Annotated in this window: 15 protein-coding genes and 1 pseudogene; 9 read left to right on the top strand and 7 right to left on the bottom strand. The window is 73.7% G+C overall.

The features are described 5' to 3' along the window. Positions 1-156: 156 nt before the first annotated feature. Positions 157-1,803, top strand: a complete 1,647-nt coding sequence (locus NFX44_RS04565; protein WP_262282582.1) for an alkaline phosphatase — start codon at positions 157-159, stop codon at positions 1,801-1,803. Between the two features lie 60 nt (positions 1,804-1,863). Here NFX44_RS04565 and NFX44_RS04560 read toward each other — a convergent pair whose 3' ends face one another. After that, positions 1,864-2,268 (bottom strand): YjbQ family protein, encoded by a 405-nt coding sequence (locus NFX44_RS04560; protein ID WP_262282221.1) that lies wholly within the window; start codon positions 2,266-2,268, stop codon positions 1,864-1,866. Positions 2,269-2,469: 201 nt separating this feature from the next. Between NFX44_RS04560 and aceE the strand changes: the two genes are divergently transcribed. Then, positions 2,470-5,214 carry a pyruvate dehydrogenase (acetyl-transferring), homodimeric type gene (gene aceE / locus NFX44_RS04555; protein ID WP_315974565.1) on the top strand — a complete coding sequence of 915 codons (2,745 nt, stop codon included), beginning with the start codon at positions 2,470-2,472 and terminating at the stop codon, positions 5,212-5,214. Between the two features lie 66 nt (positions 5,215-5,280). On the opposite strand, the gene NFX44_RS04550 is transcribed toward aceE, so the two are convergent. Then, on the bottom strand, positions 5,281-6,090 hold the full coding sequence (locus NFX44_RS04550; protein ID WP_262282220.1) for an alpha/beta fold hydrolase: 810 nt from the start codon (positions 6,088-6,090) through the stop codon (positions 5,281-5,283). Between the two features lie 74 nt (positions 6,091-6,164). Here NFX44_RS04550 and NFX44_RS04545 point away from each other — a divergent pair, with 74 nt between their 5' ends. Next, positions 6,165-6,692, top strand: a complete 528-nt coding sequence (locus NFX44_RS04545; protein WP_262282219.1) for a PadR family transcriptional regulator — start codon at positions 6,165-6,167, stop codon at positions 6,690-6,692. Positions 6,693-6,776: 84 nt separating this feature from the next. On the opposite strand, the gene NFX44_RS04540 is transcribed toward NFX44_RS04545, so the two are convergent. Beyond that, the gene (locus NFX44_RS04540) at positions 6,777-7,223 is read right to left on the bottom strand and encodes an SRPBCC family protein (RefSeq protein WP_262282218.1); all 447 of its coding nucleotides are present in this window, start codon (positions 7,221-7,223) and stop codon (positions 6,777-6,779) included. A gap of 187 nt (positions 7,224-7,410) precedes the next feature. On the opposite strand from NFX44_RS04540, the gene NFX44_RS04535 reads away from it, so the two are divergent. The 3 genes from NFX44_RS04535 to gltX are packed head-to-tail and all read left to right on the top strand — an operon-like array spanning position 7,411 to position 11,475. After that, a complete protein-coding gene (locus tag NFX44_RS04535) occupies positions 7,411-8,742 on the top strand; it encodes a GH1 family beta-glucosidase (RefSeq protein ID WP_262282217.1) in 1,332 nt (443 codons plus the stop codon). After that, positions 8,739-10,016: an MFS transporter gene (locus tag NFX44_RS04530; protein ID WP_262282216.1), complete on the top strand. Its 1,278-nt coding sequence runs from the start codon at positions 8,739-8,741 to the stop codon at positions 10,014-10,016. The genes NFX44_RS04535 and NFX44_RS04530 overlap by 4 nt, the downstream gene beginning before the upstream one ends. Positions 10,017-10,065: 49 nt before the next feature. After that, on the top strand, positions 10,066-11,475 hold the full coding sequence (gltX, locus tag NFX44_RS04525) for a glutamate--tRNA ligase (protein ID WP_262282215.1): 1,410 nt from the start codon (positions 10,066-10,068) through the stop codon (positions 11,473-11,475). A 56-nt stretch (positions 11,476-11,531) separates the two neighbouring features. Here the strand turns inward: gltX and NFX44_RS04520 are convergent, their stop codons facing one another. Next, on the bottom strand, positions 11,532-12,128 hold the full coding sequence (locus NFX44_RS04520) for a copper resistance CopC family protein (protein ID WP_262282214.1): 597 nt from the start codon (positions 12,126-12,128) through the stop codon (positions 11,532-11,534). 222 nt (positions 12,129-12,350) lie between these two features. Between NFX44_RS04520 and NFX44_RS04515 the strand changes: the two genes are divergently transcribed. Further along, the gene (locus NFX44_RS04515) at positions 12,351-13,013 is read left to right on the top strand and encodes a hypothetical protein (RefSeq protein ID WP_262282213.1); all 663 of its coding nucleotides are present in this window, start codon (positions 12,351-12,353) and stop codon (positions 13,011-13,013) included. A gap of 9 nt (positions 13,014-13,022) precedes the next feature. Here the strand turns inward: NFX44_RS04515 and NFX44_RS04510 are convergent, their stop codons facing one another. The 3 genes from NFX44_RS04510 to NFX44_RS04500 form a co-directional block, all read right to left on the bottom strand. Continuing rightward, complete coding sequence (locus NFX44_RS04510) at positions 13,023-13,949, bottom strand: NADP-dependent oxidoreductase (RefSeq protein WP_262282212.1); 927 nt, start codon at positions 13,947-13,949, stop codon at positions 13,023-13,025. 36 nt (positions 13,950-13,985) lie between these two features. Next, on the bottom strand, positions 13,986-14,318 hold the full coding sequence (locus NFX44_RS04505; RefSeq protein ID WP_262282211.1) for a hypothetical protein: 333 nt from the start codon (positions 14,316-14,318) through the stop codon (positions 13,986-13,988). Positions 14,319-14,446: 128 nt separating this feature from the next. Then, positions 14,447-14,992 (bottom strand): orotate phosphoribosyltransferase, encoded by a 546-nt coding sequence (locus tag NFX44_RS04500; RefSeq protein ID WP_262282210.1) that lies wholly within the window; start codon positions 14,990-14,992, stop codon positions 14,447-14,449. Between the two features lie 55 nt (positions 14,993-15,047). On the opposite strand from NFX44_RS04500, the gene NFX44_RS04495 reads away from it, so the two are divergent. Together NFX44_RS04495 and NFX44_RS04490 are read left to right on the top strand one after the other, a co-directional pair. Continuing rightward, complete coding sequence (locus NFX44_RS04495) at positions 15,048-16,349, top strand: helix-turn-helix domain-containing protein (RefSeq protein ID WP_315974564.1); 1,302 nt, start codon at positions 15,048-15,050, stop codon at positions 16,347-16,349. A 78-nt stretch (positions 16,350-16,427) separates the two neighbouring features. Then, positions 16,428-17,339: pseudogene (locus tag NFX44_RS04490) on the top strand (ACP S-malonyltransferase); the annotation flags it as partial. Positions 17,340-17,379: the final 40 nt, after the last annotated feature.

Genomic DNA, 17,379 nt, shown 5'->3' with positions numbered 1-17,379 from the left:
TGCGCCGGCTGCTGGGCTGACGCCGGCGCGAAGTTGCCACCGGAGCCGGCTGTTCGGCAAGAAGTGCCGCGGGCGGTCGCCTGCCGGCCACCTGCCGGACATCGACGGTCGCGAGGCTGCCCGGAGTCGAGGAACCGGACTCCGGGGAGGAAAACGATGGCACTGTCCCGACGTACCGTCCTGCTCAGCGGCGCGGCGCTCGGCGCGGCCGGCGCGGTGACCGGACTGCCGGTGGCAGCCGGCGCGGCGGCGGCCGGCCCGCTGCGCCGCGACCCGTTCACCCTCGGGGTGGCCTCCGGCGACCCGGACCACGAGGGCTTCGTGCTCTGGACGCGGCTGGCTCCCGACCCGCTCGCCGAGGACGGCCTGGGCGGGATGCCGTCCCGCGCCGTGCCGGTGCACTGGGAGCTGGCCGTCGACGAGAACTTCCGGCACGTGGTCCGCCGCGGCGCCGCGACGGCCCGCCCCGAGTCGGCGCACAGCGTGCACGTCGAGCTGGACGGGCTGCTCCCCGGCCGGGAGTACTTCTACCGGTTCCGGGCCGAGCGGTGGATCTCCCCGGTCGGGCGCACCCGCACCGCGCCGCCGCCGTGGCAGTTGCCGGCCGCCCTGGCCATGGGCTTCGTCTCCTGCTCCCAGTACGAGCACGGCTACTTCACCGCGTACCGGCGGCTGGCCGAGACCGAGCCGGAGCTGATCCTGCACCTCGGCGACTACCAGTACGAGTACGCGCCGGACACCTACACCGTGCCGGGCGGCAACCCGCGTGACCACGAGGGGCCGGAGACCCGGACGCTGGCCAACTACCGGCAGCGGCACGCCCAGTACAAGACCGACACCGACCTCCAGGCGGCGCACGCGGTCGCGCCCTGGGTGGTGGTCTTCGACGATCACGAGGTGGAGAACAACTGGGCCGACGAGACGCCCGAGGCGCCGGACCCGGACTTCCTGGCCCGCCGGGCGGCGGCGTTCCAGGCGTACTACGAGAACATGCCGCTGCGCCGCACCTCGATCCCCCGTGGCATCGACATGCAGCTCTACCGGCGGGTGCGCTGGGGCCGGCTGGCCACCTTCCACATGCTCGACACCCGGCAGTACCGGGACGACCAGGGCTGCGGGGACGGCTACAAGGACTGTGCGGCGGCGTACGACCCGGCCCGGTCGATCACCGGGGCCGAGCAGGAGGCGTGGCTGCTGGACGGGTTCCGCCGCTCGGAGGCCCGCTGGGACATCCTCGGCCAGCAGGTCTTCTTCGCGCAGCGGGACAACGACTCCGGCCCGCTCACGGTGACCAGCATGGACGCCTGGGACGGGTACGTGGCCTCCCGGGACCGGATCACCCGGGGCTGGGTGGCCGCCGGGGTGCGCAACCCGGTGGTGCTCACCGGCGACGTGCACGCGCACTGGGCCAGCGACCTCAAGCTGGACTACGCCGACCCGACCTCCCGCACGGTCGGCAGCGAGCTGGTCTGCTCCTCGATCACTTCGACCGGCGACGGCGCCGACTCGGCCACGGGCTCGCACCCGTGGCTGAAGTTCAACCCGCACCTGCGCTTCCAGAACAACCTGCGCGGCTACGTCCGCACCACGATCACGCCGGCCCAGCTCTCCGCGAACTTCGACGTGCTGCCGTACGTGAGCCGGCCGGACGCGCCCGCCCACACCCGGGCCACCTTCGTCATCGAGGACCGGGTGCCGGGTTTGAACCTGACGTACGACCGGCCGCCGGCGGCCGCCCGGAGCCTGACCCCGGAGGCCGACCTGGGCCGGCAGACGGTGGAGTCGGAGACCGTCCGCCCCTGACCCGGTGCGGTACGCGGGGTGGCCACCCGGACGGGGCGGCCACCCCGCGCCGCGTCGGCCTCAGCCGGGCAGGAAGGAGAAGCGGACCTGCCGGTCGGGGTTGTCGCCGTTGGTGTCGACCAGGCAGATCGACTGCCAGGTGCCGAGCTGGAGCCGCCCGCCGAGCACCGGCAGGGTGGCGTACGGGGGAACGAAGGCGGGCAGCACGTGGTCCCGGCCGTGGCCGGGCGAGCCGTGCCGGTGCCGCCAGCGGTCGTCGGTGGGGAGCAGGTCGTCGATCGCCCGCAGCAGGTCGTCGTCCGAGCCGGCACCGGTCTCGATGATCGCCAGGCCGGCGGTGGCGTGCGGCACGAAGACGTGGAGCAGGCCGTCGCCCTGACCGGCGACGAACCGCTCGGCCTCGCTGGTGATGTCGCGGACGGTCGGCCGGGACCCGGTCCGGACGGTGATCACCTCACTGCGCATACGGCGCATTCTGCCGCAGCCGGGCGCGCGACCGCCGCCGGTGTCGGCGACCCGCCCCGGCACGGCCGCGTGATCGCACAAAGTTACCGGCGAGTACCTGTGTTCAGCGTCGCGTCTGGGGGAGGGAGACGTGACGACGAGCGCCACCAGGGGGCAGGATGGCGCTAGAGACCTATCCCACACAGAACCGAGGGAACGCCTGTGGCTACGGAACGCAAGCGCCCGGTGATCACCGCTGGTCTGCCGAGCCAGCTTCCGGACATCGACCCTGAAGAAACCAGCGAATGGGTCGAGTCGCTTGACGGTGTCATCGACGAGCGCGGAACCAAGCGCGCCCGCTACGTCATGCTGAGCCTGCTGGAGCGGGCCCGCGAGCGCCAGGTCGGGGTGCCGTCCCTGACCACCACCGACTACATCAACACCATCCCGCCGGAGCGCGAGCCGTGGTTCCCGGGTGACGAGCACGTCGAGCGGCGGCTCCGGGCCTACATCCGGTGGAACGCCGCCATGCTGGTGCACCGGGCGCAGCGGCCGGAGATCGGCGTGGGTGGGCACATCTCCACCTTCGCCAGCTCCGCGTCCCTCTACGAGGTGGGCTTCAACCACTTCTTCCGGGGCAAGGACCACCCGGGTGGCGGCGACCACATCTTCTACCAGGGCCACGCCTCCCCCGGCATGTACGCGCGGGCGTTCCTGGAGGGCCGGCTCAGCGCCGACCAGCTCGACGGCTTCCGGCAGGAGCTGTCGCACCCGGGTGGCGCGCTGCCGTCGTACCCGCACCCGCGGCTCATGCCGGACTTCTGGGAGTTCCCCACGGTGTCGATGGGCCTCGGCCCGATGAACGCCATCTACCAGGCGCGGTTCAACCGCTACCTGCACCACCGGGGCATCAAGGACACCTCGCAGCAGCACGTCTGGGCGTTCCTGGGCGACGGCGAGATGGACGAGGTGGAGTCGCTCGGCGCGATCGGCGTGGCCGCCCGCGAGGAGCTGGACAACCTCACCTTCGTGATCAACTGCAACCTGCAGCGGCTGGACGGCCCGGTCCGCGGCAACGGCAAGGTCATGCAGGAGCTGGAGGCGTTCTTCCGGGGCGCCGGCTGGAACGTCATCAAGGTGGTCTGGGGCCGCGAGTGGGACCCGCTGCTCGCGGCGGACACCGACGGCGCGCTGGTCAACCTCATGAACACCACGCCCGACGGTGACTACCAGACCTACAAGGCCGAGTCCGGCGCGTACGTCCGGGAGCACTTCTTCGGGCGCGACCCGCGCACCCGCAAGATGGTCGAGCACCTGAGCGACGACGAGATCTGGAACCTCAAGCGGGGTGGCCACGACTACCGGAAGCTCTACGCGGCCTACAAGGCGGCGATGGAGCACACCGGCCAGCCGACGGTGATCCTGGCCAAGACGATCAAGGGCTGGACGCTGGGCTCGCACTTCGAGGCCCGCAACGCCACCCACCAGATGAAGAAGCTGACGCTGGAGGACTTGAAGCTCTTCCGCGACCGGCTCTACCTGGACATCCCGGACAAGCAGCTGGAGGAGAACCCGTACCTCCCGCCGTACTTCCACCCGGGCGAGAAGTCCGACGAGATCGAGTACCTGCACGAGCGGCGCAAGCAGCTCGGCGGGTACCTGCCCTCCCGGCGGACCAGCCACAAGACGCTGCAGATCCCGGGCCCGGAGCGGTTCGCCGACGTCAAGCGGGGCTCGGGCAAGCAGAAGGTGGCCACCACCATGGCCTTCGTCCGCCTGCTCAAGGACGTGATGAAGGACAAGGAGTTCGGCAAGCGCTGGGTGCCGATCATCCCGGACGAGGCCCGCACCTTCGGCATGGACTCGCTCTTCCCGACGGCGAAGATCTACTCGCCGCACGGCCAGCGGTACACCTCGGTGGACCGGGAGCTGTTCCTGTCCTACAAGGAGGCCACCACCGGCCAGATCCTGCACGAGGGGATCAACGAGGCCGGCTCGGTCGCCTCGTTCACGGCGGCGGGCACGTCGTACGCCACCCACGGCGAGCCGATGATCCCGATGTACATCTTCTACTCGATGTTCGGGTTCCAGCGGACCGGCGACGGGCTCTGGGCGGCGGCCGACCAGATGGCGCGAGGCTTCCTGCTCGGCGCGACGGCGGGCCGGACCACGCTCAACGGTGAGGGCCTCCAGCACGAGGACGGCCACTCGCACCTGCTCGCCGCCACCAACCCGGCCGTGGTCGCCTACGACCCGGCGTTCGCCTTCGAGATGGCGCACATCCTGGAGAGCGGCCTGCACCGGATGTACGGCGAGGCGCAGGAGAACGTCTTCTACTACCTCACCGTCTACAACGAGCCGATCTTCCAGCCGGCCGAGCCGCAGGGCGTGGACGTCGAGGGCATCGTCAAGGGCATCTACCGCTACTCGCCGGCCCCGCAGCTCGACGGGGACGCGCCCAAGGCGAACGTCCTGGCCTCCGGCACCGGCATGCAGTGGGCGCTCAAGGCCCAGAAGCTGCTCGCCGAGGACTGGGGCGTGGCCGCCGACGTCTGGTCGGTGACGTCCTGGACCGAGCTGCGCCGCGACGCGGTGGAGTGCGAGGAGCACAACCTGCTCAACCCGGGCGGCGAGCAGCGGGTGCCGTACATCCAGCGGAAGCTGGCCGACGCCGACGGGCCGAAGGTCGCGGTGAGCGACTGGATGCGCGCGGTGCCGGACCTGATCGCCCGCTGGGTACCGGGCGACTACACCTCGCTCGGCACCGACGGCTTCGGCATGTCGGACACCCGGCACGCGCTGCGCCGCCACTTCCACGTGGACGCCGAGTCGGTGGCCGTCGCGACGCTGCGCCAGCTCGCCCTGCGCGGCGCGGTGCCGGCCCACGTGCCGGCCGAGGCCGCCAAGAAGTACGCGCTGGACGACGTCAACGCCGCTCCGGTCGGGGAGACCGGCGGCGACAGCTGACCTGTCCGGTACGACAGGGGCCCGGCGCGCGAAGCGCCGGGCCCCTTCGCCGTCTTCTGCCGGCACTCACGCCGACGTGCGGGGCGGCGTCAGGGCGGCGACGAAGGGCTCGACGGCGGCGCGCCAGCCGGCCGGGTTGTCGTAGTGCAGAACGTGCCCGGCGTCGGGCACGAGCGCGAAGCGGCCGTCGGGCAGCAGATCGGCCATCTCCCGCTGGCGGTCGACCGGCTGGTCGCTCTCCGCCCCGGCCGCCACGAGCGCCGGGCAACGGACCAGGCCGAGTTCCGGCCGGTGGTCACGGTCCGCCCAGTGCGCCAGGGAGGCGAGCAGGTGCGCGGGGCGGGCCAGCGGCCGCCAGCCGTCCGGGCCGCCGGCCATCACCTCCACGAAGGACTCCCCCTCGGTGCGCCGAGCGGCCCCGAAGTAGTCCCGCACGTCGGCCAGGGTGGGGAAGGGCACCGGCCAGTCGGCCAACCACCGACGCCAGCGGCCGACCAGGTCGGCCGGGGTCACCGGGTTCATGTCGGCGATCACCACGCCGCCGACCAGGTCCGGCCGGGCGCCGGCGAGCTGCCAGGCGGTGAGGCCGCCCATCGAGTGGCCGACCACCAGCGCCGGGCCGAGGTCGAGCGCCTCGATCACCGCGATCGCGTCGCCGACGTACGCCGCCCGGTCGTACGGGCCGTCGGGCTTGTCGCTGTGGCCGTGGCCGCGGGCGTCGTAGCCCACCACCCGGCCGTACCGGGTGAGCCAGCGGGCGGTGGCCGTCCAGTTCGCGGCCCGGCCGGTGAGCCCGTGCAGCAGCAGGATGCCGGGGCCGTCGCCCCCGAAGTCGACCACGTTGAGCCCGGTCCCGCCGTGTCCCATGACGCGCATGCGATTCTCCTGTACCTCGAAACGAGGTACACCGTATCGAGGCACAGGGACGGCGGGCAAGGCAGAATGCGGGGGTGCTGGAGTTGGCGATCCTGGGGTTCCTCGGCGAGGAACCGCTGCACGGGTACGAGCTGAAGAGCCGCATCACCCGCCTCGCCGGGTACGCCCGGCCGGTGAGCGACGGCAGCCTCTACCCGGCGATCAACCGGTTGGAGCGGGCCGGGCTGGTCAACCGGCAGCGGGAGCCCGGCGCGGCGGCGGCGCCGCGGCACACTCTCTCCCTGACGGCGGCGGGGCGGGAGCAGCTGCGGCGGCGGCTGCGGGATCCGACGGAGTTGGACGTCACCGACCAGGACCGGTTCTTCACCCTGCTCGCCTTCCTGGGCCAGCTCGCCGACCCGGCCGCGCAGGCGGCGGTGCTCGAACGCCGGCTGGCCTTCCTCGACCAGCCGGCGAGCTTCTTCGCCACCGGCGACCGGCCGCAACGGGCCGCCGAGCAGGCCGATCCCTTCCGGCGCGGGATGCTGGTGATGGCCAAGGAGATCAGCCGGGCCGAGCGGTCCTGGCTCCGGGCGACCATCTCGGAACTGCGGGCGGGCTGAGCGCGCCGTAGGCGACGATGGCCCGGCGTCCCTGGCGGGGACGCCGGACCATCACCATCGCGGGCGACGCCGGGACAGGCTCGGTCAGCCGACGGCGGCCAGGTCGGTCAGCCGGGCCAGCGAGTCCTCCAGATCGGCGCCCACCCTGCGCAGGCCGAGCCGGAGCAGGGCGGCCTTGACCGGCCCGGCGGGCCACCGCACGACGATAAGCCGCACGACGGTCCCGCCCTCCTCCTCGTCCGGGGTCAGCTGCACGTAGATCTCGGTGCGCGCCTCGGCCCGCGCGCCGGCCCCCCGGGCCCGTTCGCGCCACCCGATCAGGGTCGGCTCCTGGTAGGCGATCACCTCGGCCTCGTGCGCCGCGCCCCGCCCGGCCTGGACCAGCTGTCGCCGGCCGAACCCCTCCCCCGAGAGGACCTCGGCCGCGCGGACCCCCGCCAGCCAGGCCGGCAACTGCTCGGCCCGCTGGACGACGTCCCAGACCGTTTCCACCGGCGCCACCACGTGCGCACTGCGCTCCACGAGGATCATGTCTATCTTTCCCCCACTTAAAACACATCCGCGATATTCGGCACTCTATGTGTAAATCGGACTTAAGCGGACGGGTTCGGAAAAGACACGCCGAAAACCCTTGCCCCGCCTGCCTTTGCTGGCCTATGGCGCGGCGACCGCCCGAGCCCTAGAGTCGCGAGCACGCTTCGCGTTTCTGGGAGGGCGAATGACGAGCGCGCCGATGCCCGAGTTCCCCGCCGGCTTCCGGTGGGGGGTGTCCACGTCCGCGTACCAGATCGAGGGGGCGGTCACCGCCGGCGGTCGGGGGCCGTCCATCTGGGACACCTTCGCCCACTCCTCCGGCCGGATCGTCGACGGCAGCACCGGCGACGAGGCGTGCGACCACTACCACCGGTACGCCGAGGACGTCGGGCTGCTGGCCGGGCTGGGAGTGTCGGCGTACCGGTTCTCGATCGCCTGGCCCCGGGTCCAGCCCACCGGCGCGGGCCCGGCCAACACGGCCGGTCTGGACTTCTACGACCGGCTGGTGGACGCCCTGCTCGCCGCCGGCGTGGACCCGGTGGCCACCCTCTTCCACTGGGACCTGCCGCAGGCCCTAGAGGACGCCGGCGGCTGGCTGAACCGGGACACCGCCCACCGCTTCGCCGAGTACGCCGACCTGGTCGCCGCCCGCCTCGGCGACCGGGTGAAGCTCTGGATCACCCTGAACGAGCCGTTCGTCCACATGAGCCTCGGCCACGGCACGGGCGCGCACGCCCCCGGCCGGATGCTGCTCTTCGACGCCTTCCCGGTGGCCCACCACCAGCTCCTCGGGCACGGCCTCGCGGTCTCCGCGCTGCGCGCCCGCAGCACCAGCCCGGTGGCCATCGCCAACAACTACTCGCCCGTGCGGCTGGCCGGGTCGACCGACGCCGACCGGGCCGCCGGGGCGGCGTACGACGCGCTGCACAACCGGCTCTTCACCGACCCGCTGCTCGGCCTCGGCTATCCCGAGGAGCCGGGCCTCGACCCGGCCGTGGTCCGGGCCGGGGACCTCGACCTGATCGCCGCACCCATCGACGTGCTCGGGGTCAACTACTACAACCCGACCGGAATCCGCGCCCCGGCCGACGAGGACTCGCCGCTGCCGTTCGAGATGGTGCCGCTGGAGGGCTACCCCCGGACCGCCTTCGACTGGCCGGTGGTCCCGGACGGGCTGCGCGAGCTGCTCCTCCAGCTTTACCGGCGTTACGGCGACGCGCTGCCGCCGATCCAGGTCACCGAGAGCGGCTGCGCGTACGACGACGTCCCGGACGCCGACGGCCGGGTGGCCGACCCGGAGCGCATCGCCTACCTGGACGGGCACCTGCGCGCGGTGCACGAGGCGCTGACCGCCGGGGTTCCGGTGACCGGGTACTTCGTCTGGTCGCTGCTGGACAACTGGGAGTGGGCCGAGGGCTTCACCAAGCGGTTCGGTCTGGTGCACGTCGACTACCCCACCCAGCGGCGCACCCCGAAGTCGTCGTACGCCTGGTTCCGGGACCTGGTCCGACGATGACCACCGTCAACCCGACGCCGGCCTCGCTGCCGGCGGCGCTCGCCGAGCCGACCGTGCCGGTGCGGCGGAGCTGGATCGCGCTGATCTTCGCGGCCAACCTGGGCGTCTGGATGGCCTTCTTCACCCCGATCCAGGTGCTGCTGCCGCAGCAGGTGGAGCGGATCGCGCCGGGCGACAAGGAGACCATGCTGGCGGTGGTCACCGGCCTCGGCGCGCTCGCCGCCGTGCTGGCCAACCCGCTCGCCGGGGCGCTGTCCGACCGGACCTCGCTGCGCCTGGCGAACCGGCACTTCGGTCGCCGGCACGTCTGGACCGCCACGGGCGCGGTGGTGGGCGCGCTCTTCCTGGTGGTGCTGGCCCGGCAGGACAGCATCGCCGGGGTGGCGGTGGCCTGGGTCGCCGCCCAGGTCTGCTTCAACGCCATGCTGGCCAGCCTGACCGCCGCCATCCCGGACCGGGTGCCGGTGGCGCAGCGCGGCGGCGTCTCCGGCTGGGTGGGCATCCCGCAGGCGCTCGGCCTGGTGGTCGGCGCGGTGCTGGTCACCGCCGTGGTCACCGGCAACGCCGCCGGGTACGCCGCCATCGCGCTCGCGATGCTGCTGCTGTCGCTGCCGTTCGCGCTGCTCACCCAGGACGACCCGCTGCCCCGGGAGCACCGGTCGCCGCTGCGGCCGCGCGCGCTGCTCGCCTCGATGTGGATCAGCCCGCGCCGGCATCCCGACTTCGCCTGGGCCTGGTTCACCCGGTTCCTGGTGCAGACCGGCAACGCGCTGGGCACGCTCTACCTGCTCTACTTCCTGACCGACGGGGTGCGGGTGGCCGACCCCGAGGGCGCCCTGCTGGTGCTAATCCTGCTCTACACGCTGGGCATGATGCTCACCGCCGTGGTGTCCGGGCGGCTCTCCGACCGCTCGGGCCGGCGCAAGGTCTTCGTGATCGTCTCCGGGCTGATCATGGCGGTGGCGGCGACGCTCCTCGCGGTGGCCCCGACCTGGCCGATGGCGATCGTCGCCGCGCTGCTGCTCGGCGCCGGCTACGGGGTCTACCTGGCCGTGGACGCGGCGCTGATCACCCAGGTGCTGCCGGCCGCCACCGACCGGGCCAAGGACCTCGGCGTGATCAACATCGCCAACTCGGCGCCGCAGGTGCTCGGCCCGGCGCTCTCCGCCCCGATCGTGGTTCACCTGGGCGGCTACCCCACCCTGTACGCGGTCACCGCGGCGGTCACCCTGGTCGGCAGCGCCCTGGTCGTGAAGATCAAGGCGGTGCCCTGAACCGGCCCCCTGCCGGAAAGCGGTCGCGGCCCGCCGTAGGCTGGGGGGCGTGACGGTACGTGTGCGCTTCGCCCCCTCCCCGACCGGAATGTTCCACGTCGGCGGTGCCCGCTCGGCCCTGCAGAACTGGATCTACGCCAAGCAGCAGGGCGGGGTGTTCGTGCTCCGCATCGAGGACACCGACGCGGCCCGCAACAAGCCCGAGTGGACCGAGGGCATCCTCTCCGCGCTCGACTGGATCGGCATCGCCCGGGGCAGCTACGAGGGCCCGTACTTCCAGTCCACGTACGCGGGTGAGCACCGGGCCGCGGCGCAGCGGCTCTACGAGGGCGGCCGGGCGTACTACTGCGACTGCACCCGCGAGGACGTGCAGGCGCGCACCGGCTCGCAGTACCAGGGCTACGACGGTTACCACCGCGACAAGGGCCTCGGCCCCGGCGAGGGCCGGGCGCTGCGGTTCCGCACGCCGGACGAGGGCGAGACCGTGGTGGTCGACCTGATCCGCGGCGAGCCGACCTTCGAGAACAAGCTGATCGAGGACTTCGTCATCGCCCGCGGCGACGGCTCGCCCGTCTTCCTGCTGGCCAACGTGGTCGACGATATGACCATGGGGATCACCCACGTGATCCGGGCCGAGGAGCACCTGCCCAACACGCCGAAGCAGCAGCTGCTCTGGGACGCGCTCGGGGTCAAGCCGCCGGTCTGGGCGCACGTGCCGGTGGTGGTCAACGAGAAGCGGCAGAAGCTCTCCAAGCGGCGGGACAAGGTCGCCCTGGAGGCGTACCGGGACGAGGGCTACCTCGCCGAGGCGATGCGCAACTACCTCATGCTGCTCGGCTGGGCCCCCTCCGGTGACCGGGAGATCGTGCCCTGGTCGGTGATCGAGGAGGAGTTCCGGCTGGAGGAGGTGAACCCCTCCCCCGCGTTCTTCGACGAGAAGAAGCTGCGCGCGTTCAACGGCGACTACATCCGGGCGCTGCCGGTCGAGGAGTTCGTCGCGGCCTGCCAGCCGTGGCTGACCGGCACCGACACGATCGCCCCGCCGCCGTGGCAGCCGGAGGAGTTCGACCCCGCCGCGTTCGCCGCGGTCGCGCCGCTGGCGCAGACCCGGATCGCGGTGCTCAGCGAGATCGTGCCGAACGTCGACTTCCTCTTCCTGGCCGACCCGCTGATCGACGAGGGCGCCTGGGCCAAGGCCATGAAGGAGGGGGCGGCCGACCTGCTGGACGCGGCGATCGCCGCGTTCGAGACGCTCGAGTCCTGGGACGCCGGCTCGCTCAAGTCCACCTTGGAGGCGGTCGGCGCCGAGCGCGGCCTGAAGCTGGGCAAGGCGCAGGCGCCGGTCCGCGTCGCGGTCACCGGCCGCACCGTCGGCCTCCCGCTGTTCGAGTCGCTGGAGGTGCTCGGCCGCGACCGCACCCTGACCCGGCTGCGGGCCGCCCGGGTGCGCCTGTTCTGACCCCGGATCGCCGAGGGGCCCGCCGGTCGTCCGGCGGGCCCCTTCGCGTACCCGGGTCAGCCGCGGGCGGACCGGCGGCGCAACAGCAGGCCGGCGCCCAGCGCGACCAGCACCACGGCCGCGCCGGCCGCCCACAGCCACCCCGTACCCCCGTCGTCCTCCGCCTCGTCGGCGGCGGGCGTGGGGCTCACCGCGGACGTCGTGGGCGGGGTGCTCGGGGCGGCGCTGGTCGCGGCGGGAGTGGTCGACGGCGGGGCGGCGGCCGTGCCGGTGGTGAGGGTGAAGCGGATCTCCCCGCTGATCGGGTGGCCGTCGGCCGAGCCGACCCGGTAGGCCACGATGTAGAGGCCGGCCGCGCCCGGGGTGAACGGCACGCTCACCCGGTTGCCGGCGAACGTCGGCGCACCGCCCGCGGCCGGCACGTTGTCCGGCCCGGTGATGGTGATCTTCGTCGTGGCGGGCGCCGGAGAGGCGAGGAACCGGAACTCGACCCGCTTCGGCGCGGTGGCCAGCCGGGCCCCGTTCTTCGGGTCGCTGCCGGTCAGCGAGTTGTGCGCGGCCGCCGGTGCGGCGGGCAGCAGCACCGACACCGCGGCCACCACCCCGAGCACCACTGACCAGCCCCGCGCCACACGAACGACCCTGCCCCCCATGAACTCCTCCATCCGGGTACGATCCGGCCGCTGATCATCGGCCGCTGTGTTGGTCGGTCGCAGATCGCACATAGTTCCAAATACTCTTCCAGCGAGTGCAACCTAGCGCCGTTCTGCGGAGTCTTTGAGGTGGACGCCGGTCCGCGCCCGGCGACCACCCCTCGGCCGATCCAGCGCGACCTGCAGCGGAAGCCACCCATCGAACGGGGCGAGGAGGCGGCGATGGTCCGAAAGGTGAGGCGGCTGTTGGCGGCCGTGGCCGGGGTGGTGGTGGCGACGGCGTGCTCGCTGGCCCTCGTCGGCGCGGCTCCGGCGCAGGCGGCACCCAAGCCGAAGCTCGCACCGGCCGGTGTGGACATCACCGGCCACCGGCTCGACCAGCCGCTGCGACTGCGCGCGGACACCCGGCCCGCCGAGGTGAACATGGTCGTCGACCAGGTCAAGTGGCTGGGCGTCAGCGGCCAGCAGCGCGGCCCGGCGGCCAAGGACCTCGGCCCGAAGTACACGGTCGTGCTGTTCGTCGCGGGCACAGCCGCGAAGACCTACGACCTCTACCCGCTCGCCAAGGGCGGCCCCCGCGTCTACCGGCCGGCCAAGCAGCCCGACCTGAGCAAGACCCGGGCCGGCTGGTTCTTCGGCCGGCTCAACATGTCCGAGACGCTGCGCACCGTGGGGGTGCCGCTGGAGCGGCAGTTCGACACGCTCAGCGGCGGCATCGGCGGCGGCGAGCGGGTCATCCCGGAGGAGGCGCTCGACCCGGTGCAGGACATCGACAGCGCGCTCGGCGAACTCCAGCGGCTGCTGCTGCTCAACGTCGGGGTGATGGTGGTCATCACCGCCGGGCTGGCCGGCATCGCGCTGCTGGTGCGCCGCCGCACCCGCTGACCACCGGCCTCAGATCTCCAGCACGACCTTGCCCCGGACGTGTCCCGCCGCCACCAGGCGCTGCGCCTCGGCCGCCTCGGCCAGCGGGAACGTCCGGGCCACGTGCACGGCGAGCCGGCCGGCGTCGACCAGCCCGGCCAGCACGCTCAGGTCGGCCGTGGACGGCTTCACGAAGACGTAACTGCCGCCGAGCCGGGTGACGTGCTCCGGGTCGGCCGTGGAGATCAGCCGCGCGGGCCGGGTCAGCAGTTCGGCGGAGACGTCCAGCGTGTCGCCGCCGAACAGGTCCAGCGCCACGTCCACCCCGTCGGGCGCGACCGCGCGGACCCGGTCCAGCAGGCCGGCGCCGTAGCTGACCGGCTCGGCGCCCAGCGACCGGACGAAGTCGTGGTTGGCCTCGCTCGCCGTGCCGATCACCCGGTGGGCGCCGAGCGCCCGGGCCAGCTGCACCGCCAGGTGCCCCACCCCGCCGGACGCGCCGTGCACCAGCACCGTGTCGCCCGCGCCGGTGCGGGCCAGCTGCAACGCCTGGTACGCGGTGAGCCCGGCCAGCGGCAGCCCGCCCGCCTCGGCCCAGGACGCCTGCACCGGCTTGTCGGCCAGGCACCGCTCCGGTGCCGGAACCAGCTCCGCGTACGTGCCGTGCTGCACGTCGTCGCGCCGGACGTAACCGATCACCTCGTCACCGACGGCGAACCCGGCAACCGCCGGCCCGACCGCCTCGACCACCCCGGCGGCGTCCCAGCCCGGCACCAGCGGGAAGTGGGTCGGCATCAGGGCGGCCAGGTTCCCGTCGCGGATCTTCCCGTCGACCGGGTTCACCCCGGCGGCCCGCACCCGGACCAGGACCGTGTCCGGCCCGACCGGCGGGGTGGGCAACTCGCGCAGGGTGAGCCGGTCGACCGGGCCGTACGCGTCGATCGCGATCGCCTTCACCCCGCCCACGCTAGCCGCCGGTCGGCGGCCGCGAGGTCAGCACCAGCGGCGCGGGGGCCTCTCCCGGCGCACCGCGCGGCTGCGCGGCCGGACCGGGCCGTGCCGGTGGGCGCCCGCCCAGCCGGGCAGGTCGCTGCGGCAGCCCTGGGCCGGCTCGGCTTCGGGCCCGGCCGGCGGCACCGGCTCGGCGGCACGCTGGCGGGGCACCGGCGGCTCGTCGTCGACCCGGTCGGGCGCCCAGCCGGCGGCCGGCTCCGGATGGGTCAGACCCGTCCGGCGCGGGTGCTTGGCGGGCGCCGGCTGGTCGTGGTGGCCCGGCCGGCAGGGCTCGCCCTGGGCGCAGCCGTGCTCGGCCTCCCCGTGCGCCATCCCGGTCTCCTCACGTTCGCCTTCGCCCGTCGGGCGGTCGTCACCCCGACGTGCCCTGACACCGTACTGGCCGGGCCCGACGGGCTGTTCAGCGCTACCCGTGGAGATCACCGGCGGACCGGAACGGGTCAGGCTCGGCGGGCGGCGTCCAGGTCGGCGCGGGTGAGCAGGGCGCGCAGCGCGATGCCGTGCCCGGCGAGCGCCGCCGTGCCGCCCTCGCCCCGGTCGATCACGCAGAGCGCGTCCGTGACGGTCGCGCCCAACTCCCGGAGCTGGCCCGTGGAGAGCACCACCTGACCGCCCGAGGTCACCACGTCCTCGACCACCAGCACCCGCCGCCCGGCGACGTCCGCGCCCTCCGCCAGCCGGGCGGTCCCGTACGCCTTGGCGGTCTTGCGGACGAACGCGCAGGGCAGCCCGACGTGCCGGGCCAGCGCGGTGACCACCGGGATGCCGCCCAGCTCCAGGCCGGCCAGCACCTCGGTGCCGGCCGGGACCAGCCGGGCCAGGCCGGCGGCGACCCGGTCCAGCAGGACAGGGTCGGCCTCGAACCGGTACTTGTCGAAGTACTCGTCGGCGATCCGGCCGGAGCGGAGCACGAACCGGCCGGTGAGCCGGCAGGTGGCGTCGATGTCGCGGGCGAGTTCGGCGAGGGCGCGCGGGTCGTCGGTCACGGGAGATCATTGTCACCGCCGGCCGGCGGCGACCGGCCGGCGGGCGGGCCTCGGAGTGGAGCCGCTGGTCAGGGCGTGTCAGGCTGGTGCCGTGAGCGAACCGGGCGGGACCGAACTGTCGGCGACGCTGCGCCGCATCGAGCGGGCGGCGGGCGCGCTGTCAACCGCCAGCGTGGCGCGGATGGACGAGACGCTGCCCTGGTTCCGGGAGCTGCCGGCCGACCAGCGCTCCTGGGTCATGCTGGTCGCCCAGGCCGGCGTCCGGTCGCTGGTGCAGTGGCTGCACCAGGGCGGTGGCGCGACCGACAGCACGCAGGAGGTGTCGGACGAGGTCTTCGCCGCCGCGCCGCAGGCCCTCGCGCGCTCGATCACCCTCCAGCAGACCGTGGCGCTGATCAAGGTGACCATCGAGGTGGTCGAGGAGCAGGTGTCCCACCTCGCCGTGAAGGGCGAGGAGCAGCTGCTGCGGGAGGCGGTGCTGCGCTTCTCCCGGGAGATCGCCTTCGCCGCCGCCCGGGTCTACGCCCGCGCCGCCGAGACCCGCGGCTCGTGGGACGCCCGATTGCAGGCGTTGCTGGTGGACGCGCTGCTGCGCGGCGACTCCCCGGACGTGCTGGCCAGCCGGGCGGCGGCGCTGGGCTGGTCGGACGCGCCGCCGGTGGCGGTGGCGGTGGGCCGCTCCCCCGGCGGTGAGGTGGCGGCCGTGCTGCACACCGTCTACCGGCAGGCCCGCCGGATCGGGGTCGAGGTGATCGGCGGCGTGCACGGCGACCGGCTGGTCATCGTGCTGGGCGGTGCGGCCGACCCGGTGGCGGCCACGGAGAAGCTGCTCACCGCTTTCGGCGAGGGCCCCGTGGTGGTCGGACCGGCCGTGCCCAGCCTGGACGAGGCGACCGACTCGGCGCGCGCCGCACTGGCCGGCTTCCGGGCCGCGCCGGCCTGGCCGACCGCGCCCCGCCCGGTCTCCGCCGCCGACCTGCTTCCCGAGCGGGCGCTGGCCGGGGACGCCGAGGCCCGCCGCCGGCTGCGCCACGACGTGTACGCCCCGCTCGCCCGCGCCGGCGGCGAGCTGCTGGAGACGCTGGACGCCTTCTTCGCCGCCGGCGGCACGCTGGAGAGCGCGGCCCGGGCGCTCTTCGTGCACCCGAACACCGTGCGGTACCGGCTCAAGCGGGTCGCCGAGGTGGCCGGCTTCTCCCCGCTCACGCCGCGGGACGCGTTCACCCTCCAGGTGGCGCTGACGGTCGGCCGGCTCGACCCGGTGGTACCGGGCGCCGCACCGGTCCCGAGCCAGACAATGAGCCCAGGAGCCGGCAAAACGCCGCAGACGGGTGATGATCGGCGCCGATCTTTGTAGGTATCCTCCAAACCTTCTAGTGCGGTTTGGTGCCGTGCGTTACAGCGCGACCCGCGAGTATCCGTCAGAGTCGTAGACGTGCTCGCCGTACTCTCACCCGGACAGGGTTCGCAGAAGCCCGGTTTCCTGACCCCCTGGCTCGACCTGCCCGGCGCCGAGGCGCGCCTGAGCTCCTGGTCGGCGCTGGCCGGGGTCGATCTGCTCCACCTGGGCACCCGGGCGGACGCGGACGAGATCAAGGACACCGCCCGCACCCAGCCGCTGCTCGTCGCCGCCGCGCTGCTCGCCGCCGAGCAGCTGCCCATGGCGGACGTCGGGCTGGTCGCCGGCCACAGCGTCGGCGAGTTGGGCGCCGCCGCCCTGGCCGGGGTGCTGACCGCCGAGACGGCCGTGAGCCTGGCCGGCGTACGCGGCCGCGAGATGGCCGCCGCCTGCGCGCTGGAGCCGACCGGGATGGCCGCCGTGCTCGGCGGCGACCCGGACGAGGTGCTCGCCGCCCTAGCGGCGCACGGGCTGCACCCGGCCAACCGCAACGGCGCCGGCCAGATCGTCGCCGCCGGCGCGGTGGCCGGGCTGGAGAAGCTCGCCGCCGAACCGCCGGCCCGGGCCCGGGTCATCATGCTCAAGGTGGCCGGCGCCTTTCACACGCCGTACATGGCCCCGGCCGAGGCGGCGCTGGCCGAGGTGGCCGCCGGCATCACCCCCGCCGACCCGGCCCGCATCCTGCTCTCCAACCTGGACGGCGCGCCGGTCGAGCACGGCCAGGAGCTGGTGCAGCGGCTGGTCCGCCAGGTGACCGCCCCGGTCCGCTGGGACCTGTGCATGCGCACGCTGGCCGACCTCGGCGTCACCGGCGTCATCGAGCTGCCGCCGGCCGGCACCCTCGCGGGCCTCGTCAAGCGGGAGCTCAAGGGCGAGGGGGCGCCCGAGATCGTCACCCTCAACACCCCCGACGACCTGCCCGCCGCGCGGGACCTGATCGCCCGGCACCGCGCATGAGCCCGCACAACGAGCCGATCCTGCGGGTCCC

The sequence above is a fragment of the Micromonospora sp. MA102 genome, from assembly GCF_025460765.1.
Taxonomy (GTDB): domain Bacteria; phylum Actinomycetota; class Actinomycetes; order Mycobacteriales; family Micromonosporaceae; genus Micromonospora; species Micromonospora halotolerans.
The sequence above is the reverse complement of the archived record's forward strand: the minus strand, read 5'-3'. Positions and strand labels throughout refer to the sequence as shown.

Coding starts and splice junctions, on each gene's coding strand:
- NFX44_RS04565 (WP_262282582.1), top strand. CDS start 157: ATGGCACTGTCCCGACGTACCGTCCTGCTCAGCGGCGCGGCGCTCGGC.
- NFX44_RS04560 (WP_262282221.1), bottom strand. CDS start 2,268: ATGCGCAGTGAGGTGATCACCGTCCGGACCGGGTCCCGGCCGACCGTC.
- NFX44_RS04550 (WP_262282220.1), bottom strand. CDS start 6,090: ATGCGCGTCATGGGACACGGCGGGACCGGGCTCAACGTGGTCGACTTC.
- NFX44_RS04540 (WP_262282218.1), bottom strand. CDS start 7,223: ATGATCCTCGTGGAGCGCAGTGCGCACGTGGTGGCGCCGGTGGAAACG.
- NFX44_RS04535 (WP_262282217.1), top strand. CDS start 7,411: ATGACGAGCGCGCCGATGCCCGAGTTCCCCGCCGGCTTCCGGTGGGGG.
- NFX44_RS04530 (WP_262282216.1), top strand. CDS start 8,739: ATGACCACCGTCAACCCGACGCCGGCCTCGCTGCCGGCGGCGCTCGCC.
- NFX44_RS04520 (WP_262282214.1), bottom strand. CDS start 12,128: ATGGGGGGCAGGGTCGTTCGTGTGGCGCGGGGCTGGTCAGTGGTGCTC.
- NFX44_RS04515 (WP_262282213.1), top strand. CDS start 12,351: ATGGTCCGAAAGGTGAGGCGGCTGTTGGCGGCCGTGGCCGGGGTGGTG.
- NFX44_RS04505 (WP_262282211.1), bottom strand. CDS start 14,318: ATGGCGCACGGGGAGGCCGAGCACGGCTGCGCCCAGGGCGAGCCCTGC.